Source organism: Actinopolyspora lacussalsi (genome assembly GCA_030803735.1).
Lineage (GTDB): Bacteria > Actinomycetota > Actinomycetes > Mycobacteriales > Pseudonocardiaceae > Actinopolyspora > Actinopolyspora lacussalsi.
On sequence record JAURUC010000001.1, the window covers coordinates 2,187,501 to 2,214,157 of the forward strand.

Genomic DNA, 26,657 nt, shown 5'->3' on the forward strand with positions numbered 1-26,657 from the left:
GTACCGGTCGCCGCCATCGCGCGGAGGACTGATCGGACATCACCGCACCGTTCGGGCCGTCCGGAGACGGCCCGAACGGTGCCCTGTCACGCCGAACCGTTTCCACTCACCGTGTGAGTCGACTGGCGTGTTCACACCGGCGGCGAGTCGAGGCGGCCGAGCGAGCCCCGCCGCACGGGGGCCCGTCACGAGAAGACCGCCGCGAGGAGCCCGCGGCGGCACCGCCGGGTGGAGAGGTCGTTTCGTCGCCGGTAGTCGAGCGGCATCGGCGAGCGAGTGCCACGGCCGCACGGGCACGACAGGACCAGGCAGCGCACCAGCACGATGCACTACTAGTACGGAACTACTCGAACGAGCGTGCCCGCCTCACTCGTTCGCGGAAGAGAACTGCGGAAGTGAAACAGCGGGGAAACGGCTGTCCTCGGTGTCCTCGACGTCTTCCGCCGGTGCTTGTCCGCCGGCGACCTGACCGGAATCATCCGACGCGAAGGACAGCGGGTGTTCCAGCAACGTCTCCTGATCGAGCCGGCCGCTCTGGTCGAACTGCCCGCTCTGCGACGTCGATTCGGCCCGATCCGCCGCTTGCTCCTGGCGATCCTGCTGGTAGCGCTCGTGACTGCGTCGAGCCGCACCGCGGATCTCCTCGGTCAGCTTGCGGTTGGCCTGCCGGGTCTTCCGGTCCTCCCGCTCCTGCTTTCGGCTCTGCCGCCGGTTGTTGTTCTGCTGCTGCTGCGCCGTGCGTGCCTGCCTGATGTACGGCCCGAACAGCTCACGCAGGTTTCGCGCATTCTGTTCACTCAGGTCGATTTCATAGCTCACGCCATCCATGGCGAAAGTAACTGTCTGCTGCGCTTCGGACCCGTCGATGTCGTCGACGAGTTCGACCTGAATCCGCTCGGCCATGATCACCTGTTTCGGGAACGTGCCCCGTCTCGCTCCGCGACACTTGCCGGTAAGACACCTCCGACCGACACTTACGTTATAGCACGCGGTCGGGCCGTTGTCTCCTCCTCACGATAGAACAACCTCATGCGCGCTCGTAAACCACCCACGCCCATGTAGTCGGTTCCTAAAAACCAATAGTACTGGAACCCCTCACGCGGGCAACGCGGTACTCCGTGTTGTGCTGACCCAGGAAGAGCACTACAACGCGAACAGTGACGCGAAGCTCACTACAACATCACGTATCGGCCGTTCACGACAATAGAGCAACGCTAGTTTATTGTACTGTCGCGCTTCGTCGTAAGCTGTGGATGACCGACGAAAACGATCCGGAATCGAGGGTTAGCAGTGGCGCAGAAGGTAACGGTTCAACTGGTCGACGACGTCGACGGTTCCGAAGCGGAGTCGACCGTCGAGTTCGCGCTGGATGGTGTGAACTACACGATTGACCTGTCGTCCGAAAACGCTGCCGAACTCCGCGACGCGCTGGCTCCCTATCTTTCCAGTGCCCGTCGCGTCGGTGGCCGCAAGCGCAGCGGCAAGGCGAACAAGGCCGGGAAAACTCGCCAGTCGAACAGCGGTTCACAAGCACCGAAAGCCGCCGACCGCGAACGGAATCAGGCCATTCGGGAATGGGCACGCCAACAGGGTATGCAGGTTTCCGATCGTGGCCGGATTCCCGCGGAGATCGTCGAGGCCTACGACAAAGCACAGTGATCCGGCTGTAGTGCCCGGGCGGGCGGGGTGACACGAGTGGTCCCCGCCCGCCGGGGAGGCCGGCCGCCGAAAACATTGCGTGCACGAAAGCACGCCAAATGTGATCGTTTTTCGTTCAATCGGTGGCCCGCTCCAAAAATTCGTGAATATCGTCCTCCACCGGCATCGATCCGCTCGCGCCCTTTCGTTGTATCGACAACGCCGCTGCCGCGGAGCCACGCCGCAATGCCCGGGTGATATCCGTGCCGCTGGCCAACGCCGCCGCCAGCACACCGACGAAGGTGTCCCCCGCAGCCGTGGTGTCCACCGCCCGCACCGAGAACGCGGGCATCCTGACGCGCTCGCCCGCTCGATTTCCGTAGCACACCCCCTGGGCTCCCAGGGTCACCACGACCTCCGGAACGCTCTCCAGCAACGCGGGCAGGGCTCGTTCCGGATCCGACTCACCGGTGAGAACGGCTGCTTCGTGCTCGTTCGGCACCAACAGGTCCACGTTCGACAACAGCGACTCCGGCACCGGCTCCGCCGGGGCGGGTGTCAGGATCACGCGCACTCCGTTGCGGGCGGCCACCTCGGCGGCCTCCGAAGCTCCCCGCAGCGGGGTCTCCAACTGCAACAGCAGACAGTCGGAGTCGGCGATCGCCTCCGCGTCACCGTCGTGCAGTCGATCAACCGTGTCGTTGGCACCTCCCACGACGATGATCGAGTTTCCACCGTCGTCGTCGACCACGATGTGCGCGGTACCGCTGTGTCCCTCCACCGTCCGCAGCCCCGCCGTGTCGACTCCCGAGTCGCCCAGCTCGGCACGGATCCGACTGCCGAACCCGTCGTCACCGACCGCACCGAGAAACCGGGTGTTCGCGGCGGCTCTCGCGGCGGCTATCGCCTGGTTGGCCCCCTTGCCGCCGGGGACGGTGCTGAACGCACGACCGTGCACCGTCTCTCCCCTGCGTGGTGGTGTCGCCACGTAGGCGACCAGATCCATGTTGCAACTACCGAATACCGTCACCATCGTCACGGGGCCATAATGACCGTCCCGCCGGTTGAACGGAGCGGCGAGGGGCGCTGGCGCGTCGTACACGACCCGCCGGTTGCCGGGACGTACCATGCCCGGCAACGAGTCGGAAAGAGGACGAGACGCGGTGGACTATGTAGTGACCGCGGGGCTACGGCCTCCGGTGGACATCTCGAAACTCGACCCACTACAACAGGAGGGGGTGGTGTCGGTACTCGATCACCAGCTCGGTCGAGTCGAAGGGGTGGCGGGCCCCGAGGAGGAAGACATCGACGTGCTGGACTACCGGATCGAGGTCGGTCCGGACGGGTCGACCGTGATGCTCGCGGTTGATGCTCCCTCACTGTCGGCCGCGGAGAACGCCGCCGCCAACGTGCTGCGGGAAATCCTGCTGGACAGCCAGGTGCTGGAGCACTGGACGCTCACGCACTCCGAAGTGAAGATCACCGAGGACGAGTTCAACGAGAGCCTCGCGGCGGCGGAACAGCATCCCGGTAGTGAGTTCAGCGAGGCCGATGAGCGGTTGCAGGCCGAGGTCGAGGACGCGTTCGACCAGGCCGACCTCCCGGAGTCGGACTCCTGGCGAACCGGATCCGCCGCCACGGCTGAAGCGCGTTCCCCGGGCGCGGAATCGCCGGAGACGGAGAACTGGCGGATTCGGCTGCACGAGCTCTCGGACCGGCTGCGCGCCTTCGCGCCGAACGCCTTCGACGCGAGCGGGGTCAACGAGCAACGGGCGAACCTCGCGGCAGGCGCGCTGATTCACGCGGTCAGTGTCGTGACCGACGAGCTCTTCTACGACGAGCTGGCGCTTACGGTCAACGACGCCACGGCGGACGGCGCGGTGGGGCTGCTGGTACTGGAGGAGCTTCCGCCGTGCTACCAGCACAACTACGACGCGCGTTTCACGCGCTCACTGCTGTTGTGCTCCGCGGCCGTGGCCACCCGACTGACGGGCACTCGCTGGCAACCACCGCGCTGTGTGGCGGAGGCGTTGGCACTGCGGCTGTTCATCAACGAGGCTCGCGTGGTGCTGGAGGCCACGGAGCTGATGAGCTGGGATGAGAGCGCACCGCTGTTCGAGTCGTTCTCGGCTCACGCGTGTCCCGACAATGCCTACGAGGAACTGTTCGCGGTGGAGACGATCACTGCCGAGCGGTCCGATGCCTCGGAGGAGCCGGTAACCGGAGAAGCCGTCGAACAACGGTTGCGCACCAGAGGACTCGCGTTCGACCAGTGGTTCAACAAGTACGAGGACGCGGGCAGCGGTACGGGGCAACACCCGTACCTGGGTTGAACCGGCATCGGGATCGAACCGGCTCCACGGGCCGGACCGATATCCCGACGCGTCCGGCCGCGCCGCCGGTGATCAGCAGCCGGTGTGGCGGCGTTCGACGGACACCGGCCGTGTGCGGGCCCCGCCACCGCGGACGCGGAGCCCCGTTCCACGGCCGGTGTCGCGAGTCGTCACTCCTGGTGGCGCACCGAGTACGGCGGGACCGTCAGGCCGATCAGACTCGCGTCGTCGATCGTGGCCGGTTCGTACTGGCTCTTCGGCATCGCGTCGAGCATGACGTTGACCGGATCGTCCAGCTGTTCGACACGGCCGAACAGGAATGCCCACTCGTGCTCGTCGGAACCGAAGTAGGTGACGGTGTCGAACACCGTGCGGAATCGGTTGTAGGCCCGGACGAGCGTGGTGTTGCGCCAGACCGTCGGTGTCCCGGCCTGGAAACCGACCACACCTCCGGGTGCCAGCACGGCATGACACCTTCGGATGAACTCCTCGCCGTACAGGCGGTTGTGCTGACTGTCGGTCTCGTCCGCCCGTTCGTCGGGGAGGTCCACGATCACCAGGTCGTAGCGTTCTCCCGCACCGATGGCCTGGTCGAGAAAACTCCACCCGTCGGTGTAGTGCAGCTTTATGGGACCGTTGCCCGCTTCCAGGTCCGCGAGCTCGGCGGCGGTGTATCCGTACGGAAGGTGCTCGGCACAGACGCGCACGCACTCACTGTCGATATCCACGTGGTCCACTCGCGCGGCGCCCGCCTTGACGGCCATCCGGCTGGCCACACCCTCGCTGGAGCCGACGATCAGCACCCGTTCAAGCTGTTCCGCGAGCAGAAAGCCGGGCACCATCATCGCCTCGTGGTAGACCAGCTGCGAGAACTCGGTGCTCTGCCGATCGTCGTCGCAGAACAACGCGACGCCCTGGCCGGTACGGCCGATCACCACGTGCTGATAAGCGGTGTCGCCTTCCCACAACACCTCGTCGACGCGCCAGAGTCGCCGCATGTCGTCACCCAGCGGCTCCTGGATCCACTGCTTGCCGTCGAGCTCGATCAACTCCCGCTCCTTCGGATGAGCTCGGCCGAACACACGCTGTTCACGTGAGGCCTGTTTCGTACTCATGACCACGCCGGATCGTCCGGCAGTTCACATTCGTCGGGCCCAGCGACTCGGCGAGCAGATCCACCGCGCGCTCCGGCTGCGCCCTGTTTCCGCAAGTGAACACATCGATGAAGATCGAACCGTTTTCCGGATAGGAGTGCAACGAAGCGTGGGATTCCGACAGGAGCGCGAGCACCGTCACACCCTGCGGATCGAATCGTTTCGAGATCACGTCACACACCGTGGCCTGGGAACGGTCCAGTGCGCTGTTGAGCGCGTCTGTCAGGAACTGTTCGTCGTCGAGCAGCTCAGCGGCCACGCCCTCGAGTTCGGCGAGGACGTGCTGACCGGTGAACAGACCAACAGGCTGCAGGGTTCCGGCATCAATTGACATCTATCGACCTCCCAACATTTCGCAGATTCCTACTGGGAAACTTCCCGAACGAGCCCCGCACCGCGTCTCGGCCGGTCACGCTCGTTCGGTGGTCTCGGCACTGTCGAAGCAACAAGTGGTGAGTGGTTCGAATCCGTTGAAACAGACCGAGGAGTAACTCGCGGTGTAGGCACCGGCACTGAGCAGGTCGACCGTATCCCCACCGCGCAGTGTGCTCGGAAGTTCGTAGCGGGTGTGCTGATACAGCACGTCGTCGCCGTCGCAGGTGGGTCCGGCCAGGACCACCGGGGCGAGCGGGTCCCCGTCCCGGCTGGTGCGCAGCCGGTAGGTGATCGCCTCACCCTCGGTTTCCGCCAGGCCGTTGTAGCGTCCCGCGTCCAGGTAGACCCAGCGTCCCTGCCCCGCGGAGTCCTCGGAGACCAGCACGACCTCGCTGCGCAGCACACCCGCGTCCCCCACGAGGTGGCGACCGGGTTCGAGCAGCACCTCGGGGCGGACGGTGCCGAAGTGGCGCCGCAGCGCGTCCTCGATCACGGCGGTGTACTCGGACAATTCCGGGGTCGGCTGGGTGTACGTGGCGGGCAGCCCCCCGCCCAGGTTGACCATGCGAACCGCGTCGGCGGGCATGTCGGGGTCGTGCAGCACCTCGGCCGCGGCGGCGATCCCGTGTTCCCAGGCTTCGGAGGAGAGCTGTTGCGAGCCGATGTGGAACGACACCCCGTACGGCACGAGCCCCAGCTCACGTGCACGTCGCAGCAACCGGACCGCGGTAGCGGGTGAACAGCCGAACTTGCGCCCGAAGGGTGTCCGGGAACCGGTGTTGTCCACCGCGATTCGGCAGAACACGCCTGCTCCGGGCGCCGAGGCGGCTATGTTCTCCAGGTCGGGCGTGCTGTCGGTGGCGAACAGCCGGACTCCGCGTTGATGCGCGAGAGCGATGTCAGCGGGCTTTTTTATGGTGTTGCCGTAGGAGATCGCCCGGGCCGGAGCACCCTGGCGCAGGCACAGCTCGATCTCTCCGGGGCTGGCGACGTCGAAGGAGGCCCCCAGTCCGACCAGTTCGGCGACGACACGGGGATCGGGATTGGCCTTGACCGCGTAGCAGATGCGCGCCCCGGGCAGTTCCGCGCTCAGCCGCGAGAAACGATTCCGCACCACGGCGAGGTCCACGGCCAGGCACGGGGTGCTGGGGCACGCCTCGTCGAGGAAGCGGCGGATACGTTCCGACTCCGCGGCGGAGGCCGCGGACGCCCCGTTCACGGTCGTCCCGACAGTGGTGCCGCCACCGGGGCGGTCCGTCACAGCGTGGCTGCCGGACAGGTCGGTCAATCCCGAAACCTCCGTTTCTCGGCCGTTGGCGGGCCGTCGCGTGGAACACACCAATCCGGCCAGGCCGATCCGTTACGGGGCCCAAGGAGGACCGAACCGCGGGGAATGCCCTGCACCGACCAGAAACGGTACCGCTGATGGCGGCGCATTTTCCAATCACACCCAAGGCTTCCCCCGGACAGCGGAACCGATTGTGACTACTGACACGGCCCGTGGCCATCCAGCGAATCGTTCACCGGAGCCGAGATGTTTCACTCACTCGGCAGTGTCCCGTCAATTGGATCGTGGTTCCCATTGGGCGGTCCGAAGACCCTTCGGATCACGGTCCGGAACGGAACTCTTGCGCCATCGATCGACATCGCGAAGGTGATTTCGGACACATCAACGACCGCCCTCGCTCACCCCGCCGAGGGAGGGCCGGGAACTCACCGCCCCTCGCGCGCGGCCCGCTCGGCGGAACCGATCAACCGTTGATCTGCAGTGCCAGGTAGAAGTCCACTCTGGTGGGGAAATCCCCGAGATCACGGCCGGTTATCTCCTCCACCCGCCGGATGCGGTAACGAAGCGTGTTCACGTGAACGTGCAACCGCTGGGCACAGCGCGACCAGGATCCGGAGCACTCCAGGAACGTCCGCAGCGTGTGGACCAGGTCCGACTGGTGGTCGCGATCGTAGGCGAGCAGTCCCCCCAACAACCGCTGCCGGTAGGAATGTCGCAGTTCGTCGGGCACCGCCGAGAGCAGAACCTGCTGGGAGACCAGATCGGCCGCGGTGGCGATACCGCAGCGGCCGTGGCGCTGTTCGGCGAGTCGCCGGGTGTAGCGGGCCTCCTCGACGGCACCGCGCAACCCGCTCGGATCGGCCAGGTCGCTTACTCCCACGCTGACCCCCAACCAGGTGGGACCGTGTTCGAGGTCGGCGAGCGTGCCGCGTAGCCACCCGGCCAGCCCGGCCAGTTCGACCGGACCACCGGCCCGCTCACCGAACACCGCCAGCGCACCGGTCTCCACGGGTGCGGTGACCGAGGGCAGACCGGTGGCGGCGGCGATCTCCCGCAGCACGTCCGCGGCGGCTTCCGAGCTCCCGTTCATGGACAACGCCACCACGCACAGCGTTCCTTCACCGGACAACCCCGCCTCGGCGAGCCTGCCCGCCACCTCCCTGGAACCGGCCGAGCCCTCCAGCAACGCGCGCAGCGCGGTGCCGACCGGGCCACCGGAGACCTGGCGTCCCTCGTCGAGCCTGCTGCGCAGCAGCGCCACCGCCGTGGCGAGCTCGTTGGTCACCGACTCCCGCGTCGTGTCCCGCTGCTCTTCCTCGGCGGGCAGTACGAGGAACCACCTGGCGGCACGTGACTCGGTTCCGGAACTGACCGGCCAGAGCACATAGGCGTCCCCCCGCTCGGTGGCCACCGTTCTGGGAAGCCGCTCGGCGCGCAGGAACTCGCGGACGAGCGTGCGGCGGTCGGGGACGGGCAACTCGCCGTGTTCGGCCACGGTCGCCCCCACCGCCGAACAAACCCAGCAGTCGCTCCCCAGCTTGGACGCGGCGGCGGCGAGCACCCTCGGGAGATCGGCACCCGCGGCCACGTCGGTGACCAGATCCCGGCCGGAAGTCCGTTCGTTGCGGACGGCGCCGAGCACGTGTTCGAAAAGCGTGTTGAAACTGACGTTGACCGAGAGCTCGAACAACGGCACACCGTGCCGGGCGCAGGCACGTACGAGATCCGCCGGTGCTCTTCCCAGCCGTGCCGTACCGGCCACCAGGGCCGCTACTCCGGCGTCGGACAGCGCGGCCGCGAACTCCTCGGAGTCGGTGGAGTGCCGATGCCACACCAGACCGCTGAGCACCAGCTCACCGCCCTGCAGGTAACGCCTGGGGTCGATGAGGTCGGTGACGTACACCCCGCGCACCCCCCGGTCCAGCCGGTCGCCTCCCGTGAGCAGGGTCAACCCCAGCCGGGAATCGTCCAACAGATCACCGAGAAGCACGCACGCACCTAATTCCTGGAATCGCCGTTATCCGCCGGAGGCTCCGCCCCGGACCGGTCCGTTCGTCCGAGTCGGCCGTGCGGCGGTTCGGAACCCGGTGATCCTAGGCATGCCCGCGGTGGCGGCTGCAAGGGGCGGCACACGCCGAAACACGATCATTACGGGAAATTCCACGCTCCGCGCCGGTGCTCGGCTACGTTGCCCACGGACGACGCACTCGGAGGCCAAGCCCGTACCGGGCCGTTGGTTGTAGGAAAGCACGAAAACCACTCGTTCACCAGCGGTTCGATTCATGTTTTCCACCGCTAGTCAATTCGGGTGGACAGGCTGTGTACTTACTCACATCCCAACGGCCTATCTCAGGTTGTGATCTGGAGAAACACAGTGGATTTCCTACGACCGGCCTGCTGGAGCGAAGCGCTCGAAGCAAAGGCCAACCACCCCGATGCGACTCCCGTCGCGGGCGGCACCGACGTCATGGTGGAACTGAACTTCGACCACCGGCGCCCGGAGACGCTGCTCGACCTGACTCGCATCGAACAGCTCCGGGAGTGGTCGCGAACCGAGCGGGACGGCGTGGCGTCGGTGCGCATCGGCGCGGGCGTGCCCTACTCTCGACTGATCGACGAGCTGGGTACCAGTCTGCCCGGGCTCGCCATGGCCGCCCGAACCGTGGGATCGCCGCAGATCCGGAACCGGGGAACGCTCGGCGGGAACCTCGCGTCGGCGTCCCCGGCGGGCGACGGACATCCCCCGCTGCTGGCGTCGAACGCGGAGATCGAGCTGGAATCGGTGCGCGGCAGCAGAACGATCCCGATCGGCGAGTTCTTCACCGGGGTGAAACGCACCGACATGGCCCCGGACGAGCTGGTCGCGGCAGTACACGTGCCGGTGAGCACGGGTCCGCAGCAGTTCTCCAAGATCGGTACTCGTAACGCGATGGTCATCGCCGTGTGCACCTTCGCGGTCGCGCTGTGGCCGGACCGGCGCGGTGTCGGTACCGGACTGGGCTCGGCGGCCCCCACCCCGCGCCCCGCGACCGAGGCCGAGGCGTTCCTGGCCGCGGCGCTGACCGACGCCGACCAGTGGGACGACCCGCGCCCGCTGCCCGACTCGATCACCGAGCGGTTCGGCGAGCTGGTGGCCCACGCGGCGGCACCGATCGACGACGTAAGAGGTACGGCCGGCTACCGCACACACGCGTTGCGCGTGCTCGCGCGCCGCACGCTGTCCTGGGCATGGGACGAGTACCGCGGCGACACCGAATTCTCCGGGAGGCAACGATGCGCCTGAATCTGAACGTCAACGGCCGCGACATGACCGCCGACGACGTGTGGGAAGGCGAGAGCCTGCTGTACGTACTGCGGGAACGGCTCGGGCTCCCGGGTTCCAAGAACGCCTGCGAACAGGGCGAGTGCGGCTCCTGCACGGTCTACCTCGACCGGGTTCCGGTCTGTGCCTGCCTGGTGGCGGCGGGCCAGGCGCAGGACCGCGAGGTGGGGACCGTGGAGGGTCTCGCCGACGAGGAGGAGCTGGCCCCCGTGCAGCGGGCCTTCATCGACGAGGGTGCGGTGCAGTGCGGCTTCTGCACCCCCGGACTGCTGGTCGCGGCGGACGACCTGGTCAACCGGGTGCCCGATCCCTCCGACGCGGAGATCCGGGAGGCACTGGCCGGGAACCTGTGCCGGTGCACCGGTTACGAGAAGATCATGGCCGCGGTACGCACCGCTGCGGAGCGGAACGCGGGCACGGGCATCTCCGACTCCACCGGAGGTGACCGGGAATGAACCACGGCCCGGGAACGAGTGGCAGCACCGGAACGAGTGGCAGCGACGCGCGACGACAACCGAGCCGCACCGTGATCGAGGGTGCGGCCGTGGTCACCGTCGACGCACCGGACCCGAACACATCGGCCACGGGAACCGAGTACGCCGAGGGCCACGTGGTGATCGAGGACGGCCGCATCAGCACCGTGGGGCCCGGTGCGGCCCCGCCGCAGCCGGGAGCGGTGCGCCGCGTGGACGGCAGCGGTTGCCTGGTCACCCCTGGCCTGGTCAACACGCATCACCATCTCTACCAGTGGGCGACACGCGGTTACGCGGTCGACGCGACGCTGTTCGGCTGGCTCACCGAGCTCTACCCCGTATGGGCGGGCATCGACGAGGAGCTGACCGGCTCCGCCGCCGCGGCGGGGCTGGGCTGGACGGCGTTGTCGGGATGCACCACTGTCGCCGATCACCACTACGTGTTTCCCGACACGGGTGGGGATGTGCTCGGCGGCGTGGTGTCCGGAGCCGAACGCATCGGCGTGCGGCTGCACGCGGTGCGCGGCTCGATGGACCGGGGGCAGTCCGCCGGGGGACTGCCCCCGGACTCGGCGGTCGAGGACACCGAGTCGGCGTTGCGCGGAACCGAGGACGCGATCCGACGGTTCCACGACCCGGCCTTCGACTCCCGGGTGCGGGTGGCCGTGGGCCCCTGCTCCCCGTTCTCGGTCAGCGGCGAACTGATGCGCTCGTCCGCCGAACTGGCCCGGCGACACGGGGTGCGGCTGCACACCCACCTCGCGGAGACGATCGACGAGCTCGAACGCTGCGATCGGGAATTCGGCTGCGATCCGGTCGAGTACGCCGAGCGGCTCGGTTGGCTGGGTGAGGACGTCTGGCTGGCGCACGGCGTGCACCTCTCCGAGCGCGACATCGCGCGGTTGGGTGACACCGGAACCGGGGTGGCGCACTGTCCGAGCTCGAACGGACGGCTCGGGGCCGGAACCGCTCCGGTGCGTCCCCTGCTGGACCACAACGCCCCGGTCGGTCTCGGTATCGACGGGGTGGCCTCCAACGAGTCGGGGCGGCTCGGTGACGAACTGCGTCAGGCGCTGCTGCTCGGCAGGGCGCGGTACGGACCGGACGCATTGTCGGTTCGTGACGCGCTGTGGATGGGAACCCGTGGTGGAGCGCGTTGTCTGGGCCGGGAGGACGAGTTGGGTTCGCTGGAGCCCGGCAAGCTCGCCGACATCGCGCTGTGGGACCTCGACGGCCTGGGCCACGCGGGAATCGGCGATCCGGTCGCCGCGCTGGCGCTCGGACCGCTGCCGAAGCTGCGCGGGTTGCTGTGCGGCGGCGAGACCGTCGTCGCCGACTCCCGGTTGACGCGGGAGTCGGAGCGCGACCTCACAGCGGAGCTGCGCCGGAGCTGTTCGGGCATCGCCGCCAAGGGGGTCGGATGAGTTCGACACCTCCGCGGGTTCCCCGCCCGGCTGTCCCACGCTCCGTGACAGCCGCACGTCGAGACCGGTCGGCACGACACACTCCGGAAGAGGTGGCCCGATGAGCAATACACACGCACCGGCACATCGCCCCCAGGACCTCGACGACGCCATCGCGGGAGGGGTCGGCGAGTCACCGCTGCGTCCGGACGGGACGCTGAAGGTGCGCGGGGACTTCGCCTACTCCTCGGACCTGTGGGCGGAGAACATGCTCTGGGGAGCCACCCTGCGCAGCCCGCACCCCTCGGCACGGATCCGCTCCATCGACATCGGTCCGGCGCTGCGCGCACCGGGCGTTCACACGGTGCTGACCGCGGCGGACGTGCCGGGGCGGAATCTCTACGGTCTCAAGGACATCGACCAGCCGGTGCTCGCCGAGGACGCGGTGCGGTACCGCGGTGAGGCGGTGGCGCTGGTGGCGGCGGATCACCCGGAGACCGCACGGCGTGCGCTGGATCTGGTCGAGGTCGACTACGAGGTGCTGGAACCGGTGGTCGACGCCGAGCTGGCGGCCCGGGACGAGTCGGTGCCGAAGGTGCACCCCGGCGGCAACACGGTGCGGTACCAGCCGATCGTCAAGGGAGATCCCGACGCGACGGCCGATGTCGTGGTCTCGGGCACCTACACCGTCGGTATGCAGGACCAGGCGTTCCTCGGTCCCGAATCCGGGCTGGCCATCCCCGCCGAGGACGGCGGGGTGGACCTGTACCTGGCGACGCAGGACCTGCACAGTGACCGCAAGCAGACTGCGGCGGCGCTGGACCTGGACCCGGAGCTGGTGCGGATGACCATGTCCGGTGTGGGAGGCGCGTTCGGCGGCAGGGAGGACCTGTCCATGCAGGTGCACGTCTGCATGCTCGCGCTGCGCACCGGCAGACCGGTCAAGATCGTCTACGACCGGGAGGAGTCCTTCTTCGGCCACGTGCATCGCCACCCGGCGAGGATGTACTACGAGCACGGGGCCACCGAGGACGGCGATCTGGTGTACGTCCGCGCCCAGCTCTACTTCGACGGGGGTGCCTACGCCTCCAAGACCCCGGTGGTGGTGGGCAACGGCACCACGCTGGGGGTCGGGCCCTACGACGTGGCCAACGTGTCGATCCAGGGCTGGGGCATGTACACCAACAACCCGCCCTGCGGTGCGATGCGCGGGTTGGGAGCCGTGCAGCCGGCCTTCGCCTACGAGTCGCAGATGGACCGGCTCGCGGCGAAGCTCGGCATGGATCCGGTGGAACTGCGCGTCCGCAACGCGATCAGCCGGGGCGACACCACCCCGACCGGTCAGGTGCTGGACTACCCGGCACCGGTGGCGGAGCTGCTGCGCCGGGTGCGTGACCTGCCGTTGCCGGAGGCGCAGCAGCCCGACACCGCGCCCGACATCCGTGACCTGCCCGGTGGGGCCTCCAACACCACCCACGGCGAAGGGGTGGTGCGCGGTGTGGGCTACGGCGTGTGCATCAAGAACATCTGCTACGCGGAGGGTGCCGACGACTTCTCCACCGCCCGGGTGCGGTTGCAGGTCGTGGCCGGTGAGCCGCTCGCGATGGTGCACACCGCCGCTGCCGAGGTCGGCCAGGGCGTGGTCACGGTGCAGCAGCAGATCACCCGCAGCGAGCTGGGTGTGGAACGGGTGAACATCCACCCGAACGACACCAGCGTGGGACCGGCCGGTTCCAGCTCCGCATCCCGGCAGACCTACGTGACCGGTGGTGCGGTGCAGGCGGCGTGCCGGGCCGTGCGGGAACGGCTGCTGGCGCTCACCGCGGAGCGGTACGGCGAGCCGCCATCGGAGTTGTCGCTGGCCGGTGGGAAGGTCGTTTCGGCGAGTTCGGGTGTGCTGGCCGACATCGCCGAGGTTCTCGGCTCCGAGGTCGTCGAGGAGACCAGGGAGTACCACCACCGCGAGACGTTCCCGCTCGACGAGCAGGGACACAGCGAGCGCGCGCAGGTGCAGCACGCCTTCTCGGCCCACCGTGCCGTGGTCGACGTGGACACGGAACTGGGACTGGTCAAAGTGGTGCAGTTGGACTGCTCGCAGGACGTCGGCAAGGCGATCAACCCCGAGTCGGTGGTGGGGCAGATCCAGGGCGGCTCGGCGCAGGGACTCGGTCTCGCGGTCATGGAGGAGATCCAGGTCGGCGAGGGCAAGATCCGCAATCCCTCGTTCACCGACTACCTGATCCCGACCATCCTCGACATGCCGCCGATGAACGTCGACGTCATCGAGCGGGGCGATCCGAACGCCCCGTACGGCGTGCGGGGCGTCGGGGAACCACCCACGATCTCCTCCACCCCGGCGATCGTGGCCGCGATCCGTGCCGCCACCGGTAAGGAGCTCACCCACGTGCCGGTCGGTCCCGAGCACATCATCGGCTGAGTCGCCGCCCGAGCGGGCTCCGGCGAACCACGGGCCCGCTCGGGACGCCGCTACCGCGGACCCGGGCGGAGACCTGCGCGACGCCTCCGAACGAGTCGTGCTCCGCGCGCCGCGCCGGAACCCACTCGGGTCCGCCCCAACCGTCCGCACCAGGAAAGGAACAGTCTTGTCCGCACAGCAGACCGTGGACGCACTCCCGTCACGAGCCGAGGAGTGGATGCGGGAAGCGATCCGGCTGGCCACCGACAGCGTGGCGAACGGCGGCGGTCCGTTCGGTGCCGTGATCGGTCGTGGTGAGGAGATCGTCGCGACCGGCACGAACATGGTGACCACCGATCTCGATCCCACCGCCCACGCCGAGGTCACCGCCATCCGCAACGCCTGTCGCAACCTGAACAGCTTCCGGCTGGACGGCTGCGTGCTGATCTCCTCGTGCGAGCCGTGCCCGATGTGCCTGGCCTCCGCGCTGTGGAGCAGGGTGGACCGGATCGGCTTCGCGGCCGACCGCCACGACGCCGCGGTCGCGGGCTTCGACGACCGGGCCTTCTACGAACTGTTCTCCGATCCCGACGCGGTGTGGCCGACGCCGGTACGGCGCCTCGACACCGCGAACCGGACCGAACCCTTCGACGCCTGGCAGAACAAGGCCGACCGCGTCGAGTACTGACGGCTCCGTTTACGCTGTCGGTGCCGTTTCACGGCGGCGGCGGTTCGCGACGACCGGGTCGCGACCGCTGTCGTGGGTACGGAGCGAGGAGTGCGCCACGGTGCGCGTTCCAGCCCCCCGCAGCAAGGCGTCAACCGCCGTGCTCGAAACATTCGTAACTCATCAAACGCCCCTGATCGGGCCGGACACAGTGCTGTTCACGGCCCGAGGACCAGTCCGGCCCGAAAGCCGTCGCCGAAGGCACGGGCCGGGGGCGCCCACCGGCATGGGAGGACGCATGACCCAGCTGAGACCGGATTCGACGGACACGGATCCGGCCCCCGAGCCCGAGCCGCGCTCACCGATCGACCGGTACTTCCGGATCACCCGGCGCGGTTCCAGTATGTCCCGCGAGGTGCGGGGCGGGATCACGACATTCGTGGCGATGTCCTACATCGTCCTGCTCAACCCGCTGATTCTCGGTTCCTCCGAGGACATCACGGGTGCGAGTCTGAGTAACACCGAGCTCACCACCGCCACGGCGCTGTGTGCCGGGCTGATGACCGTCCTGATGGGTGTGGTCGGCAACGCGCCGCTGGCGATGGCGGCCGGACTCGGTGTGATACCGGTGGTGGCCTTCACGGTCGCGCCGGAGATGACCTGGGCACAGGCCATGGGGCTGGTGGTGCTCGAAGGTGTGTGCATCGTGCTGATGGCGATCAGCGGGGTACGGGAACGGATCATCAACTCGATTCCGCCGGCGCTCAAGACCGCGCTGACGGTGGGTATCGGTCTCTACATCGCGCTGGTGGGGCTGGTCAGCGCCGGGTTCGTCACCAGGCAGCCCGATGCGGCCAACACCGATGTCCCGGTACAGCTGGGACCGAGCGGGCACCTGGTCGGTTGGCCGCTGGGGCTGTTCTGCCTGACCCTGCTGCTGATGGTGGTGCTGGTCGCCCGGAAGGTGCCCGGTGCGATCCTGATCAGCATCGTGACCGGAACGCTGCTGTCGGTCCTGGTCAACGCCGTGTTCAACGTGCCAGCCGAGCAGTGGGGGCGTACCACGCCCGACCTGCCGTCGAGCCTGGTGGCCACTCCCGACTTCGGGTTGTTCGGCAACATCGACCTGTTCGGCGGGTTCGTGAACGCGGGCGTGATCGCCGCCGTGGTGTTCCTGTTCACACTGGTGCTGTCGGGCTTCTTCGACGCGATGGGCACCATCACCAGCGTCAGCAGTGAGGCCGGGCTGACCAGCTCGGAGGGCAAGGTTCAGGGGATGGGCCGCATCCTGCTGGTCGACGGCATCGGCGCGGTGGGCGGCGGTGTCACCGGTTCCTCCCCGAACACGGTCTTCCTGGAGTCGGCGGCCGGAGTGGCGGAGGGAGCCCGTACCGGTCTGGCCAGCGTGGTGACCGGCGTGCTGTTCGCGGCCACCATGCTGTTCACCCCGCTGGCCGCGGTGGTTCCGGCGCAGGCGGCGGCTCCCGCCCTGGTCCTGGTCGGCGGGATGATGATGGCGCAGGTGCGCAACATTCCGTGGCACGACGAGGACTTCGTGATCCCGGTGTTTCTGACCGTGGCGATCATCCCGTTCACCTACTCGATCACCAACGGCGTGGGTGCGGGACTGATCTCCTACTGCGCGATCAAGATCTGCAAGGGACGTGCCAAGGAGATCGGCTGGCTGCTCAGCGTGCTGTCGCTGATCTTCGCGATCTATTTCGGGATCGAGGGGGTAAAGGCCGTGTTCGGCGTCTCCTGAGCATTCACGAGGAGCCGCGCACGCGCCGGGGTTCCCCGGTCCCCGCCGGCGGCGATTTCGCGTGAACTCGCCGCCGGGCGAGGCCGGTGTGACCGAGTCGGTGTGAGTGAGGTCGGCACGGCCGGAGGGTTCGACGAGGTCCTTCGCCCCGGGTTCGCCCGCTTTCGATCCGCTTGAGAGGTGGCTGGTATGCGCGAGATCGGCGACGAACTGCTGCGATGGTTGGAAGCGGGTGAACGGTTCGCGATCGCCTCGATCGTGGGAGTGCGCGGCAGCGCGCCCCGCGATGTGGGCGCGACCGCCGCCGTGCACGCCGACGGGACGGTGCTGGGCAGCCTCTCGGGCGGCTGCGTGGAGGGGGCGGTGCACTCGCTGGCCCTCGAAGCGCTGGCCGACGGTGAACCGGTGCGGACCTCGTTCGACCCGGATCCGGACGACCCGTTCGCGGTGGGGCTCACCTGCGGCGGACAGCTGGACGTATACCTGCATCCGGTCGAGCCCGGCACGGGACGCGACCCCGGCACGGGATTCGACTCGGCAGCGACGGGAACGGGCGGCACGGGCGCGGCACTGTCCTGGGCGCTGCGCTCGGCCCGACGTGGTCTGCCCGTCGCGGTGGCGCGGGTGCTCGACACCGGGCGGACACTGGCGGTGGGAGTCGACGAGCACGTGGGCGGCACCGGTGACGCCGAGCTGGACGAGACCGTGGTGGCCGAGGCCCGGGCGATGCTCGACCGGAACACCTCCGGAATCGGACAGTTGTGCGTTCCCGGTGGGCACGAGCACCCCGTGTTCGTCGAGTCGTGGAACACCCCACCGCGCATGCTGGTGTTCGGTGCCATCGACCACGCCGCCGCGCTGGCACGGATGGGCAAGTTCCTCGGCTATCACGTGACGGTGTGCGACGCCCGTCCGGTGTTCGCCACGCGGCGACGGTTCCCGGAGGCGGACGAGGTGGTGGTGCGCTGGCCGCACGAGTACCTGGCCGAGATCGCCACGGATCGACGTAGCGTTGTCTGCGTGCTCACCCACGACGCGAAGTTCGACGTACCGGTGCTCCGGGAGGCGCTGCGTGGTCCCGCGGGCTATGTCGGTGCGCTCGGCTCACGTCGCACCCATGCCGATCGCGTGGATCGGTTGCGCGCGGCGGGACTGACCGCATCGGAGCTGGCACGACTGCGCGCTCCCATCGGGCTCGACCTCGGTGGGCGGACTCCCGAGGAAACGGCGGTCGCCATCGCGGCGGAGATCGTGGCACTGCGAAACCACGGCAGTGCGCACCCGTTGACGCACACCAGCGGACCGATCCACGTTGCCTGAACGGGTGGCTGGCGTGGTGCTGGCGGCGGGCGAGGGCCGCAGGTTCGGCATGCCCAAGGCTCTGGTTCGCCATCACGGCTCGCTGCTGGTGGAGCGGGCCGTGTCCGTCCTGCGCGCGGCGGGGTGCGAACCGGTGCTCGTGGTGCTCGGCGCCGCGGCCGAGCGGATCACGGAAACCGCCGAGCTCGCCGGCTCGGTGCCGGTGACCAATCCGGACTGGCGCGGCGGAATGGGCTCGTCGTTGCGTACGGGACTGGCGACACTGCGCGATTCGGAGCACTATTCCGATGTGACGAGCGCTCTCATTCTTCCGGTGGACATGCCGGGAATTACCGAATTCGCTGCGCGGCGGGTGTCGGAATACGCCGCTCCGGACGCGCTCGCGGCCGCGAGTTACCGCGGCGAGCGCGGCCATCCGGTGCTGTTGGGCAGGCTGCACTGGGACGGAGTACGCGACGCCGCTCGGGGAGACCGAGGAGCGCGGGACTACCTGCGATCCCACGAAGTAGCGCTCGTGGCTTGTGAGGACGTCGCCGAGGCTTTCGATATCGACCGCCCGGAAGACCTGAACGGGGGATAACCCGTAGAGTCAATGACCACGCGTGAGTGACCGTGCCGATCCACGCCCAATGCGGCCGCCCTTCGGCCGGAACGCGCGAGTTCACGGCGATGATTGAGCATGCTGGACGCGGAGGCATCATGGCTCAAGGGCACATCACAGCCAATTACCTGCCCGACGGGGACGATTGGGTGGTGCACGTCTCTTCCGACTGGGAATCGCGCAGCGCGCGTGCGCCGGGACTGATCGCGGCAAGGGTCCAGGCGGACCAGCTGATCGAGCAGCTGGCGCCCAATTCGGCCGGACGCGTGGTCATCCACTTACTGGACGGCGACGGTTTCGCCTTCAGCATCGCCTACTTACAGGCCCGGCACGGACTGTCCGATGAGGCCACCCGCGCGGCCGCCCAGCAGGCGGCCGCCGCGGCGGCGCAGCAGCATCCCGGTGGCTATCCCGGCTGAATGGTCGGGCTCGGACCGAACGAGGCTCATCGGCGTCACCCGGCCGGTGTTCTCGGTGCACCACGGCGGCGAGCCGGGCCGGCGAAGCCCTACTACTAGGATGACGGCCCGTGAACACACCGATCGACCACGATTGGGAAGCCGAGCATCCCGTGGGTGGCAGCCGCGCCCAGGACGCGGGAGCCACCCCGGCGCGGGGCAGACCGCGTGACGCCACCCGCGACGCCGCGCTGCGCGACGCCGCCCTCGAGGTGCTGGCCGAGGTCGGCTACCGCGCGTTGACCATGGACGCGGTGGCAGCTCAGGCGCGGGCGGGCAAAGCCACCATCTACCGCCGCTGGGAGTCCAAACTCGAACTGGTCATCGACACCTGCACCCAGCTGGCGCGACGGAACATTCCGCAACCGGACAACGGCTCGATGGAAAACGATCTGCGCGAGTTCCTCAGCGCGTTCGCGGAGTTCCTCAGCGGCCCGGTCGGCAAGGGCGCGCAGGCACTCGTCGGCGAGCTGCCGCACGAGCCGGAGCTCGCCGCCGCCTTCCGGGACTCCTTCCTGCTGCCGCAGCGCGACGTGCTGCGCAGCATCATCGACCGCGGCGTGGAACGGGGTGAGACGAGCGAGCACGCCCCGGTGGACACCGTGGTGGAGCTCGCCGGGGCCGCGTTGATCCACCGGTTGATGCTGACCGGGGAACCACTGGACCAGCCCTTCGTGGAGCGACTGCTGCGCGAGGCACTGCTGCCACTGCTGCGCCGGAGTCCTTAGTCTTCCTCGCGGAACGAGCCGCCCGTTCGGGTACCGGCGCCTCGCGACGTCGAACCGCCGGTCCCCCCGTGCCCGCAAGCCGGTCGGACCGCGGCCGGCTTGCCTCGGCAGGGAGCTTCAGCGCAGCAATTTGCGCAGCACCAGAACCGCCGTCAGCGCGCCCGCACCGATCAACGCGTAGCGGATCCGGGGGTCCTCCAGTTTCTCCCGCACGGTGGCTTTGCCCACCTCGACGGCGCGAGTGGGGTTGGCCTTGGTTTCCAGCTCGTCCAGCGAAGCTGCGAGCGCCTCACGAGCCTTTTCGATGTCGCGCTGGATGGCGTCGGGATCGCGGGCCACCTGTCCTCCTCGTACTCGCCGGGGTCTCGGCATCGGGTGAGCGTACGCGCGCCCGGGGAGCGGGGCTCCCGGCTCGGGCACTCTGGCTGTGCACACCGTAGATCACACCACAGCACCAACGGGTGGTGGAGCTGCCCGTGTCGCGGAACGGTCGGACGGGACCTGCCCGTCACGTGGCGGTGTGGATCGGTATCCTGACCCGTGAGGGGCCGTAGCCCAATTGGCAGAGGCACTAGGTTTAGGTCCTAGCCAGTGCGGGTTCGAGTCCCGCCGGCCTCACTCTCGCGCGGTTCCGCTGTGCTTCTCTTCCGCCCGCGACCGGTCCGGTGACGCTTCCCGGAGCGTTCCCCGGTTTGTGGGCACTCACACAACACGTGGACACAGCTGATCTCTCCACCGAGGATTGTCCGGACAACTAAACCGGCAGTGGTCGGGGGAAGTCCGGTGCGAATCCGGCGCTGACCCGCAACGGTGAGCTCGTTCGAGCAAGCCCGAGAACCCGTCGCTGCCGATGAGAGCCCCGCGGTACGCGCCGCGGTGGGCGAAGCTCCACGACCGTCGAGGATCGCGGGAGGGAGCACCGGCACAGCCGCCAAGAGGCGGTGACCCCGTGCGCGTGGTGCCCCCGCGCGGTCCTCGACCGCGAACGAAAGGCACCTCCCGTTGTGCGACAAAGCTTCACCTCCGATGCGACCACGCGCTCTTCCCCTGTCGCGGAACCGCGAACCGGTTCCGACGGGTGCGCACCGGCGATGAACGACACGAGCACCGTCGAGCGAGCCGCTTCGGACTCGACGACACGGCCGAACGACAGTGCAGACGACAACTTCCCCGAGGATGGATCCGAACGGACGAAGTCGGAAAACCGCCCCGGACGAGCCCGGCTACCGCTGTTGTGCACGCTGTTCGGTGCCGCACTGTTGGTCTCGGTTATCTGCGGCGTGGCCCTGGGGCCGACCGGTATCCCGTTCGGCAAGACCGTCGAGCTGCTGTACCAGGCGCTGCGCGGTGGAGTCGTTCCGGCCGAGGACTCGGGGCTCTACTACATCATCTGGGACGTCCGGCTTCCCCGCGTGCTGCTCGCCGCGGTTGTCGGTGCCGGGCTGAGCACCGTCGGAGTGGCGACCCAGGCGATGGTGCGCAACGCGCTGGCGGACCCGTTCGTGCTCGGCATCTCCTCGGGCGCCTCGGTGGGCGCCAGCGCCGTCGCGCTCTACGGAATCCTGGGGGCTCTCGGACTGTACGCACTTTCCACCGCGGCGTTCCTCGGTGCGTTGGGAGCGACGGCGCTGGTGTATCTGATCGCCCGTACCGCGGACGGGCTGACCCCGCTGCGGCTGATCCTGACCGGCACTGCGATGTCCTACGGTTTCTCCGCCGTCACCACCCTGCTGATCTTCCAGTCGCCGAACGGCAACGCGGCCAAGTCCGTGATGTTCTGGCTGCTGGGCAGCCTCGGCGGTGTTACGTGGCGTTCGCTGCCCGTGGCCGCGGTGGTCGTCTGCTGTGGAATCGGCTACCTGCTGCTTTCCGGCAACCGGCTCAACGCGCTGGCGATGGGTGACGAGACGGCCACGACGCTGGGAGTCGATCCCGCGAAGTTCCGCCGCGAGCTGTTCGTACTCGCCGCGGCCGTCACCGGGGTGCTGGTCGCGGTCAGCGGCGCGGTCGGCTTCGTCGGCCTGATGTTGCCGCACCTGGTCCGGCTGCTCGTCGGCGCCGACCACCGGCGAGTACTGCCGCTGGCCCCGTTGGCGGGCGCGGTGTTCCTGGTGTGGACGGATGTGCTGGCACGAACCGTCGCCGCTCCGGAGCAGCTGCCGCTCGGTGTGATCACGGCGGCGATCGGTGTGCCCTGCTTCCTGCTGTTGCTGCGCCGCCGCGGCGCCACGTTGGGAGGCCGCTGATGGATCTGGAGCTGCGAGAGGTGGCCGTTTCCGCCGCGGGCAAGCGGATCGTCGAGGACGTGAACCTGCGGGTGCCCTCGGGTGGGCTCGTCGGCCTGGTCGGTCCCAACGGCAGCGGCAAGTCCAGCACGCTGCGCTGTGTCTACCGGACGATGCGCCCGGATCGGGGCAGCATTCGACTCGGTGGCCGGAACCTGGTCGCCATGTCGTTGCGCGAGAGTGCTCGACTGACCGCTGCGCTGCCCCAGGAGTCGCGGTCCGAATTCGACTTCACCGTCACCGAGGTCGTCGAGATGGGACGAACCCCGCACCGCGAGTCCACCCTGGAACCGAACGGTTACGGACCGATCGAAGCACTGCGCGCGGTGGACTGCCTGCACCTGGCGGAGCGAGGCGTCCTCTCACTTTCGGGCGGGGAGAAGCAGCGGGTGCTCATCGCGCGGGCACTGGTTCAGCGGCCGGAACTGCTGGTGCTGGACGAGCCCACCAATCATCTCGACATTCGCCACCAGCTGGAGGTGCTCTCGCTGGTGCGTCGGCTGGGCATCACGACACTGACGGCGCTGCACGACCTGAACCTGGCGGCTGCCTGGTGCGACCACGTCCACGTGCTGCAACGGGGACGTGTCGTGGCTGGTGGGCCTCCCGGTGAAGTACTGACCCCCGAAACCGTCGGCGCGGTTTTCGGAGTCCGGGTGCACGTGGTCGAACACCCGGAGACGAGAGTTCCGCAGCTGCTCTTCGCGCCCGCCGAAACCACTGATGCCTGAGCGATTCGACCCGACAACGATTCGAGGGGACACCAAGGATGGGCAAATACCGAACGTCGACGGTTCGGGGGACGGCGTTGCTGTTCACGAGCGCGTTGCTGCTCGGCGGCTGCGGGGCGGAAGTGGCATCGGAGTCCTCCGGGGACGTGCCGGAACGGTTCCCGGTGACGCTGACCAACTGCGAGCGGGAGCACACTTACGAAACCCCGCCGGAGAAGGTGGTCACCAACGACATCGCGATCACCGAGATCATGTTCGCGCTCGGGCTGGAGGACCGGATGGCCGGGTACTTCCTGTCCGACGGACAGCGGCGTGGCGCGGCGAGCTCCCCGTGGAAACAGCAGTTCGAGCGGGTCCCGCACCTGTCCGAGGAAATGGGAATGGAACAGATCCGCGAGGCGGACGCGGACATGGTCTTCGCCGGGTGGAACTACGGATTCGGCGAGTCGGAACGCCTCACCCCGAAACGGCTGAGGTCCGAGGGAATCGAGTCCTACGTGCTCAGCGAGTCCTGCCGGGCGGGTGAGACCGACAAGCGGGGCATCATGCCCCCGCTGGAGGCGCTCTACACCGACCTCCGCGATCTCGGCGAGCTGTTCGGCGTTACGGAACGGGCCGAGAGACTCGTCTCCGAGTACAAGAGCACCATCGAGCGGGCCAACCCCGACACGGCCGAAGGGGAGCGCCCCACGGTGTTCCTCTACGACTCGGGGCAGAGCGAGCCCTTCACCTCCGGTAACGGCGGGGCGGCCGATCAGATCATCAACAAGGCGGGCGGCAGGAACGTCTTCGCCGATCTCGACGACAGCTGGGTCTCGGTGAGCTGGGAAACCGTGCTGCGCGCCGATCCGGACGTAATCCTGATCAACGACTACGGGAACAAGAGCGTACGGGACAAGACCGACTTCCTCCGCGCCCATCCCGCGCTTTCGCAGCTGGAGGCAGTGCGGCAGGAACGGTTCATCGACCTGCCCTACGCGGCTCTGGTGGAGGGACCGCGCAACCCCTCGGCGGTGCGCGAGCTCGCCGCGTTCCTGGAGTCCGTACCGACCTCGAACGGCTGATTCGCCGCGGGTGTCGCCGATGTCGACCGAGACGTCTCGCTTCCGAGCACCGTGTCGGAACGGTCACCCCACCACGGCGGGAAACTCCCCTGCCAGAATGAGGGGGACCACGAGCTGCACGGAGGTGGCGATGATCGACGTCGGCGGCACCGAGGGCGGTGTGCGGCTGCGGCCACCGCGACACCGGGTCGCCCGCCGGGCCGTGCTCTGGTGGAGCTGCCAGGCCGTCTCCCGAGTGGCGGTGCTCCTGCTGGCACTCGGCGGAGCGGCCTGGTGGCTGCCCGCGGTCCGCGAGTGGTTGGTGCTCGCCCTGATCGTGTGCGGGGTGCTCGGGATCGGCTACGTCGCGGTGATGCCCTGGTGGCGCTACCGCGTGCACCGCTGGGAAACCACCGATTCGGCCGTGTACACCGCCGCGGGCTGGGTGAGCAGGGAATGGCGGGTGGCCCCGATGTCGCGGATCCAGACCGTGGACACCGCGCGGGGACCGCTGCAACGCGCGCTCGGGCTCTCCAGCGTCACCGTCACCACCGCTTCCGCTGCTGGACCGCTGAGCATCGACGGCCTGGAGCGGGACGTGGCCGCGGAGCTCGCGGAGCGGCTCACCAGAACCACGCAGGCCACTCCGGGTGATGCCACTTGAGTGAACCATCCGCCGAATACTCCGCTACCGAGCAGCCCAATGGCGAGCAGCCCAATGGCGAGCAGCCCAATGGCGAGCAGCCCGGTGGCGAGCAGCCCGGTGGCGAGCAGCCCAATGGCGAGCAGCCCGGTGGCGAATCCCCCACCGGCACCCGACCGGGGGCACCGGATTCGTTCGAGGCCTGGCAACGACTCGATCCGAAAGCGATTCTCGCCTCGACAGTGCTGGTCATCGCGCCGATGTTTCCGGTGGTGGGGGTGATGGCGCTTTCCCGCGACAGCTCCTTGCGCGCGTTGGGCACGGCGGGTATCTGGCTGACCGTCGTCCTGCTCACCACGCTGGGATCCTGGCTGCACTGGTACTTCACCCGGTTCCGGGTCACGGACGAACGGTTCGAGCTGCGGCAGGGCAACATCTCGCGGAGTTTCAGTTCCGTCCCGCGCGAACGCATTCGCAGTGTCGATCTGACCGCACCCGTGGTGCACCGGATGCTGGGGATCTCGGTGGTCAAGATCGGCACCGGCAGGCAGTCCATAAGCGACAGCGACGTCAAACTGGACGCGCTGCCCACGGCCAGGGCGGAGCAGCTGCGTGAGCTGTTGCTGCGGCCCCGAACCGGCCCGACGAGCGGGAGCGGGAGCGGGAGCGGCGGATCCGGAACCGAGCCCTTCGGACCCGGCCGGTCCGGGACCGTCGAGGGGGAGACCGGCGCGGAACTGGCTCGGATGCGCCCGAGCTGGTACCTCTACAGCACCCTGACCGCTTCACTGCTGCTGGTCACCTGGGCCGCGGTCGGCTCTGCGATGAGCACCCTCAGCGACGTGTTCCGCGCGCTCTGGGCCTCCGACACCGCGACCGATTGGTTCTCCGACAAGGCGATGTCGGTGTGGAGCCACGTCCCCGTGTGGTTGGTGGTCGTCTCGGCCGTGGTGACGGTGCTGCTCGGTGGCCTGCTGGGGGCGCTGGCACTGTCCGTCGAGATGTGGTGGGGATTCCGTCTCACCAGGGAGAGCGACACCACGCTCCGGACGAGGCGGGGACTGCTGACGACCCGCGCCGTCTCGCTGGAACGGCGCAGGCTGCGCGGGGTGGAGCTGGCCGAGCCGCTGCTGCTGCGGTGGGCCGGTGGCAGCAGGCTCACCGCCGTAGCCACCGGGTTGGGACAGGGCGCCACGTCGGGACGATCGGACAACAAGGCGCTGCTTCCCCCCGCGCCGCGCGGGGTCGCCGAGCGAACCGCCGCAGGGGTGCTGGAACGCTCCGATTCGCTCGACGGCGGGAGTCCGCTGTGTGCACACCCGCGTACCGCGCTGCGACGGCGACTGACACGAGCACTGCTTCCCGTGGTCGCGGTCTCGGTCGCGCTCGCGGTGGCCGCGACACGCACCGAGTTGATCCCGTGGTGGAGTTGGTCGGTGCCGCTGTTGGCGGGTTTCCCGGCGGCCGCTTTCGCCTGGGACGCCTACCGCAATCTGGGACACGGTCACAGCGACGAGTACCTCGTCACGCGCTACGGCACCGGAGTCAAGCGCACCGTGCTGCTGCAGCGCGAGGGGATCATCGGGTGGCGCATCAGCCAGTCGCCGGTGCAACGACTTACCGGTCTGCTCACCGTGGGTGCCACCACCGCGGCGGGGGACGGCTGTTACTACGTTCCCGACGCGGGAGCGGAGCAGGGACTGGCATTCGCCGAACGCTGCGTGCCGGGCCTGCTCGAACCCTTTCTGGAAAAGAATTCGGAATCCGCCAGGGAGTCCACGACCCCGCCGAACGATTCCCCCTCCGAGAGCGGGAACGAAACGACCCCCTAATACGAAGATTACTCACCCGTACCGACGGATCGGAAATCACGGAAAGACACGTCATCCGCCGACGCGCGATTCTTCGCGCGAAACGCCGCGGAACCCCACCCGCGCGACACGAACCCCGGGACAAAACCGCGGTTACCGGCGAGCTCGGAACGGACACCGCCACACCGTGCCGCACCGGGCGGGAA

The 26,657-nt window shown here is 68.4% G+C and carries 24 protein-coding genes, 1 tRNA gene and 1 riboswitch; of the genes, 18 read left to right on the top strand and 7 right to left on the bottom strand.

Features of this window, described 5'->3' with window-relative positions; translation table 11 throughout:
• Positions 1 to 366: 366 nt before the first annotated feature.
• The gene (locus J2S53_RS09620; RefSeq protein ID WP_456240690.1) at positions 367 to 903 is read right to left on the bottom strand and encodes a histone-like nucleoid-structuring protein Lsr2; all 537 of its coding nucleotides are present in this window, start codon (positions 901 to 903) and stop codon (positions 367 to 369) included.
• 387 nt (positions 904 to 1,290) lie between these two features.
• Between J2S53_RS09620 and J2S53_RS09625 the strand changes: the two genes are divergently transcribed.
• Positions 1,291 to 1,659: a histone-like nucleoid-structuring protein Lsr2 gene (locus J2S53_RS09625; protein WP_092929539.1), complete on the top strand. Its 369-nt coding sequence runs from the start codon at positions 1,291 to 1,293 to the stop codon at positions 1,657 to 1,659.
• 115 nt (positions 1,660 to 1,774) lie between these two features.
• On the opposite strand, the gene rbsK is transcribed toward J2S53_RS09625, so the two are convergent.
• Positions 1,775 to 2,671 (bottom strand): ribokinase, encoded by an 897-nt coding sequence (gene rbsK, locus J2S53_RS09630; protein WP_456242758.1) that lies wholly within the window; start codon positions 2,669 to 2,671, stop codon positions 1,775 to 1,777.
• A gap of 94 nt (positions 2,672 to 2,765) precedes the next feature.
• On the opposite strand from rbsK, the gene J2S53_RS09635 reads away from it, so the two are divergent.
• Complete coding sequence (locus J2S53_RS09635; protein WP_456240691.1) at positions 2,766 to 3,971, top strand: hypothetical protein; 1,206 nt, start codon at positions 2,766 to 2,768, stop codon at positions 3,969 to 3,971.
• 170 nt (positions 3,972 to 4,141) lie between these two features.
• On the opposite strand, the gene J2S53_RS09640 is transcribed toward J2S53_RS09635, so the two are convergent.
• The 4 genes from J2S53_RS09640 to J2S53_RS09655 form a co-directional block, all read right to left on the bottom strand.
• Positions 4,142 to 5,020 carry a spermidine synthase gene (locus J2S53_RS09640; protein ID WP_456240692.1) on the bottom strand — a complete coding sequence of 293 codons (879 nt, stop codon included), beginning with the start codon at positions 5,018 to 5,020 and terminating at the stop codon, positions 4,142 to 4,144.
• 40 nt (positions 5,021 to 5,060) lie between these two features.
• Entirely contained in the window at positions 5,061 to 5,459 is a 399-nt protein-coding gene (speD, locus tag J2S53_RS09645; protein WP_456240693.1) for an adenosylmethionine decarboxylase, read from the bottom strand.
• Between the two features lie 75 nt (positions 5,460 to 5,534).
• Positions 5,535 to 6,788 (bottom strand): type III PLP-dependent enzyme, encoded by a 1,254-nt coding sequence (locus J2S53_RS09650; protein WP_456240694.1) that lies wholly within the window; start codon positions 6,786 to 6,788, stop codon positions 5,535 to 5,537.
• 463 nt (positions 6,789 to 7,251) lie between these two features.
• Complete coding sequence (locus J2S53_RS09655) at positions 7,252 to 8,778, bottom strand: PucR family transcriptional regulator (RefSeq protein ID WP_456240695.1); 1,527 nt, start codon at positions 8,776 to 8,778, stop codon at positions 7,252 to 7,254.
• A 384-nt stretch (positions 8,779 to 9,162) separates the two neighbouring features.
• Between J2S53_RS09655 and J2S53_RS09660 the strand changes: the two genes are divergently transcribed.
• The 10 genes from J2S53_RS09660 (at position 9,163) to J2S53_RS09705 (ending at position 19,938) form a co-directional block, all read left to right on the top strand.
• A complete protein-coding gene (locus tag J2S53_RS09660; RefSeq protein ID WP_092978869.1) occupies positions 9,163 to 10,071 on the top strand; it encodes an FAD binding domain-containing protein in 909 nt (302 codons plus the stop codon).
• Positions 10,062 to 10,565, top strand: a complete 504-nt coding sequence (locus tag J2S53_RS09665) for a (2Fe-2S)-binding protein (protein WP_456240696.1) — start codon at positions 10,062 to 10,064, stop codon at positions 10,563 to 10,565. Before J2S53_RS09660 ends, J2S53_RS09665 begins: the two co-directional genes overlap by 10 nt.
• Complete coding sequence (locus J2S53_RS09670) at positions 10,562 to 12,007, top strand: 8-oxoguanine deaminase (RefSeq protein WP_456240697.1); 1,446 nt, start codon at positions 10,562 to 10,564, stop codon at positions 12,005 to 12,007. Before J2S53_RS09665 ends, J2S53_RS09670 begins: the two co-directional genes overlap by 4 nt.
• A gap of 100 nt (positions 12,008 to 12,107) precedes the next feature.
• Entirely contained in the window at positions 12,108 to 14,423 is a 2,316-nt protein-coding gene (pucD, locus tag J2S53_RS09675) for a xanthine dehydrogenase subunit D (RefSeq protein ID WP_456240698.1), read from the top strand.
• 166 nt (positions 14,424 to 14,589) lie between these two features.
• Positions 14,590 to 15,090, top strand: coding sequence for a nucleoside deaminase (locus J2S53_RS09680; protein WP_456240699.1), 501 nt, complete (start codon positions 14,590 to 14,592; stop codon positions 15,088 to 15,090).
• 277 nt (positions 15,091 to 15,367) lie between these two features.
• The gene (locus tag J2S53_RS09685; RefSeq protein ID WP_456240700.1) at positions 15,368 to 16,831 is read left to right on the top strand and encodes an NCS2 family permease; all 1,464 of its coding nucleotides are present in this window, start codon (positions 15,368 to 15,370) and stop codon (positions 16,829 to 16,831) included.
• 189 nt (positions 16,832 to 17,020) lie between these two features.
• Entirely contained in the window at positions 17,021 to 18,151 is a 1,131-nt protein-coding gene (locus J2S53_RS09690) for an XdhC family protein (protein ID WP_456240701.1), read from the top strand.
• Between the two features lie 4 nt (positions 18,152 to 18,155).
• On the top strand, positions 18,156 to 18,731 hold the full coding sequence (locus J2S53_RS09695) for a nucleotidyltransferase family protein (RefSeq protein WP_456240702.1): 576 nt from the start codon (positions 18,156 to 18,158) through the stop codon (positions 18,729 to 18,731).
• Between the two features lie 119 nt (positions 18,732 to 18,850).
• Positions 18,851 to 19,171, top strand: coding sequence for a hypothetical protein (locus J2S53_RS09700; RefSeq protein ID WP_092978844.1), 321 nt, complete (start codon positions 18,851 to 18,853; stop codon positions 19,169 to 19,171).
• A 152-nt stretch (positions 19,172 to 19,323) separates the two neighbouring features.
• Entirely contained in the window at positions 19,324 to 19,938 is a 615-nt protein-coding gene (locus J2S53_RS09705) for a TetR/AcrR family transcriptional regulator (protein WP_456242759.1), read from the top strand.
• A 117-nt stretch (positions 19,939 to 20,055) separates the two neighbouring features.
• Here the strand turns inward: J2S53_RS09705 and J2S53_RS09710 are convergent, their stop codons facing one another.
• On the bottom strand, positions 20,056 to 20,277 hold the full coding sequence (locus J2S53_RS09710; protein ID WP_043578384.1) for a DUF3618 domain-containing protein: 222 nt from the start codon (positions 20,275 to 20,277) through the stop codon (positions 20,056 to 20,058).
• A 205-nt stretch (positions 20,278 to 20,482) separates the two neighbouring features.
• Between J2S53_RS09710 and J2S53_RS09715 the strand changes: the two genes are divergently transcribed.
• The 6 genes from J2S53_RS09715 to J2S53_RS09740 all read left to right on the top strand — a co-directional run bounded on the left by J2S53_RS09715 (position 20,483) and on the right by J2S53_RS09740 (position 26,472).
• A tRNA-Leu gene (locus tag J2S53_RS09715) sits at positions 20,483 to 20,556 on the top strand.
• 131 nt (positions 20,557 to 20,687) lie between these two features.
• Positions 20,688 to 20,798: riboswitch (cobalamin riboswitch) on the top strand.
• A 231-nt stretch (positions 20,799 to 21,029) separates the two neighbouring features.
• On the top strand, positions 21,030 to 22,184 hold the full coding sequence (locus J2S53_RS09720) for a FecCD family ABC transporter permease (RefSeq protein ID WP_456240703.1): 1,155 nt from the start codon (positions 21,030 to 21,032) through the stop codon (positions 22,182 to 22,184).
• On the top strand, positions 22,184 to 22,954 hold the full coding sequence (locus J2S53_RS09725) for an ABC transporter ATP-binding protein (RefSeq protein WP_456240704.1): 771 nt from the start codon (positions 22,184 to 22,186) through the stop codon (positions 22,952 to 22,954). Before J2S53_RS09720 ends, J2S53_RS09725 begins: the two co-directional genes overlap by 1 nt.
• 38 nt (positions 22,955 to 22,992) lie before the next feature.
• Positions 22,993 to 24,018: an ABC transporter substrate-binding protein gene (locus tag J2S53_RS09730; RefSeq protein ID WP_456240705.1), complete on the top strand. Its 1,026-nt coding sequence runs from the start codon at positions 22,993 to 22,995 to the stop codon at positions 24,016 to 24,018.
• A gap of 130 nt (positions 24,019 to 24,148) precedes the next feature.
• Positions 24,149 to 24,661 carry a PH domain-containing protein gene (locus tag J2S53_RS09735; RefSeq protein WP_456240706.1) on the top strand — a complete coding sequence of 171 codons (513 nt, stop codon included), beginning with the start codon at positions 24,149 to 24,151 and terminating at the stop codon, positions 24,659 to 24,661.
• Positions 24,658 to 26,472: a PH domain-containing protein gene (locus J2S53_RS09740; protein ID WP_456240707.1), complete on the top strand. Its 1,815-nt coding sequence runs from the start codon at positions 24,658 to 24,660 to the stop codon at positions 26,470 to 26,472. Before J2S53_RS09735 ends, J2S53_RS09740 begins: the two co-directional genes overlap by 4 nt.
• Positions 26,473 to 26,657: the final 185 nt, after the last annotated feature.

What these genes read in the sequence shown, in the direction of transcription:
- rbsK (WP_456242758.1), bottom strand. Translation starts at nt 2,671, where the DNA reads ATGGTGACGGTATTCGGTAGTTGCAACATGGATCTGGTCGCCTACGTG.
- speD (WP_456240693.1), bottom strand. Translation starts at nt 5,459, where the DNA reads ATGTCAATTGATGCCGGAACCCTGCAGCCTGTTGGTCTGTTCACCGGT.
- J2S53_RS09690 (WP_456240701.1), top strand. Translation starts at nt 17,021, where the DNA reads ATGCGCGAGATCGGCGACGAACTGCTGCGATGGTTGGAAGCGGGTGAA.
- pucD (WP_456240698.1), top strand. Translation starts at nt 12,108, where the DNA reads ATGAGCAATACACACGCACCGGCACATCGCCCCCAGGACCTCGACGAC.
- J2S53_RS09635 (WP_456240691.1), top strand. Translation starts at nt 2,766, where the DNA reads ATGCCCGGCAACGAGTCGGAAAGAGGACGAGACGCGGTGGACTATGTA.
- J2S53_RS09720 (WP_456240703.1), top strand. Translation starts at nt 21,030, where the DNA reads ATGAACGACACGAGCACCGTCGAGCGAGCCGCTTCGGACTCGACGACA.
- J2S53_RS09620 (WP_456240690.1), bottom strand. Translation starts at nt 903, where the DNA reads ATGGCCGAGCGGATTCAGGTCGAACTCGTCGACGACATCGACGGGTCC.
- J2S53_RS09735 (WP_456240706.1), top strand. Translation starts at nt 24,149, where the DNA reads ATGATCGACGTCGGCGGCACCGAGGGCGGTGTGCGGCTGCGGCCACCG.
- J2S53_RS09730 (WP_456240705.1), top strand. Translation starts at nt 22,993, where the DNA reads ATGGGCAAATACCGAACGTCGACGGTTCGGGGGACGGCGTTGCTGTTC.
- J2S53_RS09725 (WP_456240704.1), top strand. Translation starts at nt 22,184, where the DNA reads ATGGATCTGGAGCTGCGAGAGGTGGCCGTTTCCGCCGCGGGCAAGCGG.
- J2S53_RS09665 (WP_456240696.1), top strand. Translation starts at nt 10,062, where the DNA reads ATGCGCCTGAATCTGAACGTCAACGGCCGCGACATGACCGCCGACGAC.
- J2S53_RS09670 (WP_456240697.1), top strand. Translation starts at nt 10,562, where the DNA reads ATGAACCACGGCCCGGGAACGAGTGGCAGCACCGGAACGAGTGGCAGC.
- J2S53_RS09685 (WP_456240700.1), top strand. Translation starts at nt 15,368, where the DNA reads ATGACCCAGCTGAGACCGGATTCGACGGACACGGATCCGGCCCCCGAG.
- J2S53_RS09700 (WP_092978844.1), top strand. Translation starts at nt 18,851, where the DNA reads ATGGCTCAAGGGCACATCACAGCCAATTACCTGCCCGACGGGGACGAT.